Origin of the sequence: Gemmatimonas sp., from assembly GCF_044345575.1 — a bacterium.
Taxonomy (GTDB): Bacteria; Gemmatimonadota; Gemmatimonadetes; order Gemmatimonadales; family Gemmatimonadaceae; genus Gemmatimonas.
This window is the reverse complement of sequence record NZ_JBIJAW010000241.1, coordinates 1-5,150: the sequence shown is the minus strand read 5'-3', so window position 1 is coordinate 5,150 and position 5,150 is coordinate 1. Positions and strand designations below refer to the sequence as shown.

Annotated in this window: 3 protein-coding genes; 2 read left to right on the top strand and 1 reads right to left on the bottom strand. The window is 66.5% G+C overall.

Translation table 11 applies throughout. From position 1 onward, the window contains the following. The first annotated feature begins 179 nt into the window (after positions 1-179). The gene (gene ald / locus ACIQ6O_RS12595) at positions 180-1,292 is read left to right on the top strand and encodes an alanine dehydrogenase (RefSeq protein WP_396208142.1); all 1,113 of its coding nucleotides are present in this window, start codon (positions 180-182) and stop codon (positions 1,290-1,292) included. A gap of 147 nt (positions 1,293-1,439) precedes the next feature. After that, on the top strand, positions 1,440-2,294 hold the full coding sequence (locus ACIQ6O_RS12590) for an NAD-dependent epimerase/dehydratase family protein (protein ID WP_396208141.1): 855 nt from the start codon (positions 1,440-1,442) through the stop codon (positions 2,292-2,294). A gap of 18 nt (positions 2,295-2,312) precedes the next feature. On the opposite strand, the gene ACIQ6O_RS12585 is transcribed toward ACIQ6O_RS12590, so the two are convergent. Further along, positions 2,313-5,150: hypothetical protein (locus ACIQ6O_RS12585; RefSeq protein WP_396208140.1), on the bottom strand; the 2,838-nt coding region annotated here is incomplete at its 5' end.

The window sequence follows — 5,150 nt, the reverse complement described above, 5'->3', positions numbered from 1 at the left end:
ACGGCGTTGTATGGAGAGCCGTTCCGGTCCGTAGACCAACTAATGGCGCTCGTCGATGCGATTGACGAAGATCAAGTGCGCGAGATTTCGCGCGATTTCTTCAATCCGGATCGACACATCCTCGTCAGCCTCGGCCCGCAGGCCGTTCGCTGACGCACTCCCCTCAGCGAGACATCCCAATGCGTATCGGGGTACCGAAAGAGATCAAGACCAACGAGAACCGTGTGGCGCTGGTGCCGGCTGGTGCAGAAGCGTTGGTCGCCGCAGGACACGAAGTGTTCATCGAGACGGGCGCCGGGGTCGGCAGCGGTTTCGAGGATGCCAATTACGTAGCGGTGGGCGCGCAGATCGTACCCGATGCGGCGACCGCGTGGGGCAAGGCTGAGCTCCTGCTCAAGGTGAAGGAGCCGATCGCGCCCGAGTGGCAGTATCTGCGCCCCGACCTCACGCTGTTCACGTATTTCCACTTCGCGGCCGACGAGGCGCTCACGAAGGCGCACCTCGCCAGCGGCGCCACCTGCATCGCGTACGAAACCGTCGAGCTGCCGAATCGGGATCTGCCGCTGCTGATTCCGATGTCGGAAGTGGCGGGACGCATGGCCGTGCAGGAGGGCGCCAAGTACCTCGAGAAGCTCTACGGCGGTCGGGGCGTGCTGCTCGGTGGCGTGCCGGGTGTCGCGCCGGCGAAGGTCGTGATTCTCGGCGGCGGCATCGTCGGCGTGAACGCCGCCAAGATGGCGGCCGGACTCGGGGCCAAGGTGGTGGTGCTCGATCTCTCGTTGGAGCGCCTCCGCTATCTCAGTGATGTGATGCCGGCCAACGTGCAGCTCATTCACTCCAACCGGCACAATATCCTCGAGCAGATCAGCACCTGCGATCTCGTGATCGGTGGCGTGCTCATTCCCGGTGCGAAGGCGCCCAAGCTGGTGCGTCGCGCCGACCTGGCGAAGATGCGCCCCGGCGCCGTGATCGTGGACGTGGCGGTGGATCAGGGTGGGTGCGTGGAGACCATCAAGCCGACGACGCACGAGAATCCCACGTACACCGTGGACGGAATCATTCACTACGGCGTGGCCAACATGCCCGGTGCGGTGCCGCGCACGTCCACGCTGGCACTCACGAACGCCACGCTGCCTTACACCCTCCAGCTGGCCAACAAGGGCTGGAAGCAGGCACTCCGTGACAATGGCGCCCTGCTGAAGGGACTCAACATGTCGGCCGGTCAGGTGACCTACCAGGGCGTCGCCGACGCCTTTGGGATGGCGCTGACTGAAGCGGCGAGCTTCGTGTAATTCTCACGGTTTCCCGTCGGTGAGATCGCGCCGGGTCGTCAAGACTCGGCGCGATTTTTCATTTCAGCCGACGGGCGCGTGATACGGCGGGGTATACGGATGAATTCGTGTCTTTTGTACGGATGAGGTCGTCAGTCTGCGGACCCATTGCCTAACGCCAAACAGCGACTGACCATGAAGGTGCTGCTCATCTCCGACGGGACGTTCCTTGCGCGACACTCGGCGCGCCGGCTCGTCGATCTCGGGCATATCGTGCTCGATGTCCGTCCGGAGGACTTCGGTGGCTTGGGCAGCACGGGTGCGGTTCCGGACGGGGCGCTCGAGGAGCGCGCCGAGTCGTACGGGTGCGATCGCGTGCTGTGCCTGTTGGGGCGGAGCACCCTCACCGCCGCCGCACCGTCGTCGCCGATGACGACATTGATTGCGCGCGCGACCAGCGTGGCGCAGGCCCATCAGGCGCGGTTCGTTCTCGCGTCGGCGTTGCCCCGTGCGGCGTCCGGGCGGCTGGCCATGTTGGCCTTCGAACAGGAGGTGGCGCGCGCCGTACGGCGCCACGGGCTGGACGGTGGCGTGTGCCGTCTCGAAGGCCTGTATGGGGGGCATGCCGAGGCCGCGGAGCGCCATGCACTGCTGGGGCCGCTGGTGAGCGCTGGCGTCGCCGCTTCCCCTGCGCAGATCGCTGCGCCGTGGGATGCGCTGCACTGGCCGCTGCATGTACGTGATGCGGTGGATGGCATCGTGGCCATGCTCGACCGAGGTGGGCCCGATCGCGTGCGGTTTGCCGGCGCGACCCCGTATCGCACGCGCGATCTGGTCGCGACGGTGGAGGCTATTCTCGGGGCACCGATGGCGCTGACGTCCGATTCCCTCGATGAGCGGCGCAGCACCCACCCGCCGCACATTGCCGACGCCCGTCGCCTGTTGCGGTGGCGTCCGCGCGTGGGGCTTTTTGCCGGCATCGAGGAGCAGGCGTTCGCCGAGGCCACGCACACCGAAGGCTGAGCGGCATCGCGGGGGGCGTCAGGGTACCGTCACCCCCCACTTCCATCCAAGGTAGCGCTCCACGATCTGGCGGTCTGTCGTGGAGAGGGCACTGGGGAAGACGAGCACTTCTCCGACCGCCCCGGCCAGGGAAGGATTCGTACCCTGGTTTCCATGCCGCCCGAGCGCGATGGGCTGCATGGTGTTCGCCGACCCGACATTCAGGGTGCCTACGGATGTGCCGTTGCCAAACACCGTGATGGCGGTGGTGGTTTGCACCATGCCGATGATGGTGGTGGCGTTCGTCGTGATGGTCACGCCACTGGTCGCCGGTGCGCATCCCAGATTCCCGCCGTTGTCTAGGCGCGTCTGGACGACCCAGCGACCCCCGACCGCCTTGATGCTCGTGAGCGGCTGGTCTGCGCTTGGATTGCGATCCATCAGATACTGGCCGGCGCCGTCGGTACATCCACCGTTCGAAACGGTGCCCGTGGTGCGCGTGACGACGAAGACACTGCGCGGCCCGGTAAGTCCATAGGCGACGGTGTTGCCGATCAGAACGTCGTTTGTACCGTCGAAGACGACGGCGGGACGACCGTTTATGCCGGTAGCGCTGAGTGTGGGCTGCAGCCCCACGGCCGACTGCGCAACGGTGCGGGCTGAGCCGGCACGATCACGCCACGTGGCAACGCGGGTAGCCCCGTTGAGGGTGAATGATGACGCGTCCTGCGCGTCCAGATGGAGGGTGCGGGTTCCAGGGAGTTGGCCGGTGGCCGTGAACACGACGTTGGGCCCCTCACCGACGGTTCCCGACTGCCAGAGGGTGAGCTGATTCGTACCGTTGTCGAGGCGCCAATTCCCGCTAGGAATATCGGCGTAGCCCGTGGCGTTGGTCTGCGCCGTAAACGACTGGAGGCTGTACACGCGGCCGCCGCCGGCGGTGACCTGCCACGCCAGGTTCACGCCGGGGATGCCGTTGCCATTGCCGTCAGAGAGGCGGATGCGTGGCGCGGTGGCGGGGCTCGTACCTGCGTCGGCTGTCTGGCTGTTGCCGGCCTCGATGGTGAGCACGCCCGCCCCCCACTTGGCCATCAGGCTTAGCGTGTACGTCTGCAGGTCCGCGTTGCTCACTGCCCGTGGGATGAGCACCACCTCGCCGATGTCCCCGTTGTACCACTCCGTATTGTGGCGCCCGAGTGTGGCGCCACCGAATGTGTTGACGCTGCCCACGGCATTGTCGGTGCCGAGGATCGCATTGTTCACGCGAAGCGTGCGGGTCCCATTCGCATATTGCACCGACCACACGCGCGTGGCCTGTACGTTCATGGAGGTGAATGCCGATACGGTGCCGGTGAGGGGGCTGCTCCCGTGCGACACATAGGCCGCGGTCGAGGAACTGTAGCCAAGGATCGGCACGGGGTCGGCGTTTGCCGCGGCCCGCCCGAAGAAAGCTGCTGCGCCTGTGGCGCGACGCCGCTCGACCACCACCAGCGTGTAGGCACCCGTCCCGCTCCACGGCCGATCCGCGAGCGTCATGACATCGGTGCCGTCGAAACGAATCATGTTCTTCAAGGTCAGCGGACTGTTCTGCACCGTCGGCGCTGACGCTCCCGTCGCGGTGAAGTGCCGCCCCCACCCGGACTTGTCGCGCCACTCCGTGACCGAGCCGCTCGTGGTTGTGATGGTGCTGGCATCGGTGGCATCGACCCAGAGCGCCGGGTCGCAGATCACACTCGACGACACGCACACGGTGCTGGCGGTCGCCGTGAAGTCTGCCGTTTGCGTGCCGTAGGTCGCCCGCAGCGTATTGGTGCCGGCGCCGAGCGTCCAAGCGATGGACGCGGCACCGGTGGCATCGGTCAGACTGGTGGTGCTCGCCACGGACCCACCACCCGCGGTGACCTGCCAGCTGACGGTGGCTCCGACGATCGGATTGCCCTCGCCATCGGTTACGCGTACCTGCGGGGCGGTCGCGACCTCGGAGCCGACCGCCGCGGACTGACTGTTGCCCGCCACGAGTGCCAGGGTCCCAAGCGCCCACTTTCGCATGAGTGCGGCTCCGAGTGTAGCGCGCTCGCTATCGGTGAGGGCGCGGCTGAAGAACAACACCTCCGCGATGTCACCATCGAAAAACCGGTCGAGCGTCGCCACGCGGCCGATCGTGGGAGCACTCCATACAGGTACGCCGGTCATCACCGCATCGCTCGCGGTGGTCGCGCGGTTGAGTTGCAAGCTCCGCGCGCCGGACGACCATCGTGCAGTCCAGAGGCGGGCGGGCTGCGTGGCTATGGTCGAGAACGCGCTCGTCGTGCCGTTCAGGTCACTATTCCAGTGCGTGAGGGTCGGCACGGCGTCGGCGCGATACCCGAGCACGAGGTTCGTGTTCCCTACTGTCGTACCACCGATGAAATAGTTCGAGCCGCGTGAGCTGCGGCGACGCTCAACCGCCAACACAGTGTAGTCGCGCCCGTCGATTACACTCGTAATCGGGATGAATTGGCTCGTGCCATTGAAGCGCAGTACGGTGCGACCGTTCAGACCTCCGCTCACCACTTGCGGTCCAACCGAGGCAACGGCATCGCGCCCGTAGCCGCTTTTGTCCCGCCACCCCGTGAGCACGCCGCCGCTCTGGGTGATCGTGGCGGCATCATCCGCGTCGTACCAGAGGGCCGCACCACACGCGCCGTACACGGCGGGCGCAGCGGCGGTGACACTCGCGGTCGAGGTCAAGGGCGTGCCACTCACGCTGGCCGTTACGGTCAGCAGGGCGCCGCCGCACGTGGTGGGCTCGATCACGACCACGCGGCGTCCGTTCGCGTCGGTGGCGCCTTCATTGCGCACGGTGCTGGTGCCGCCGGTCACCGCGACGGAGACGGT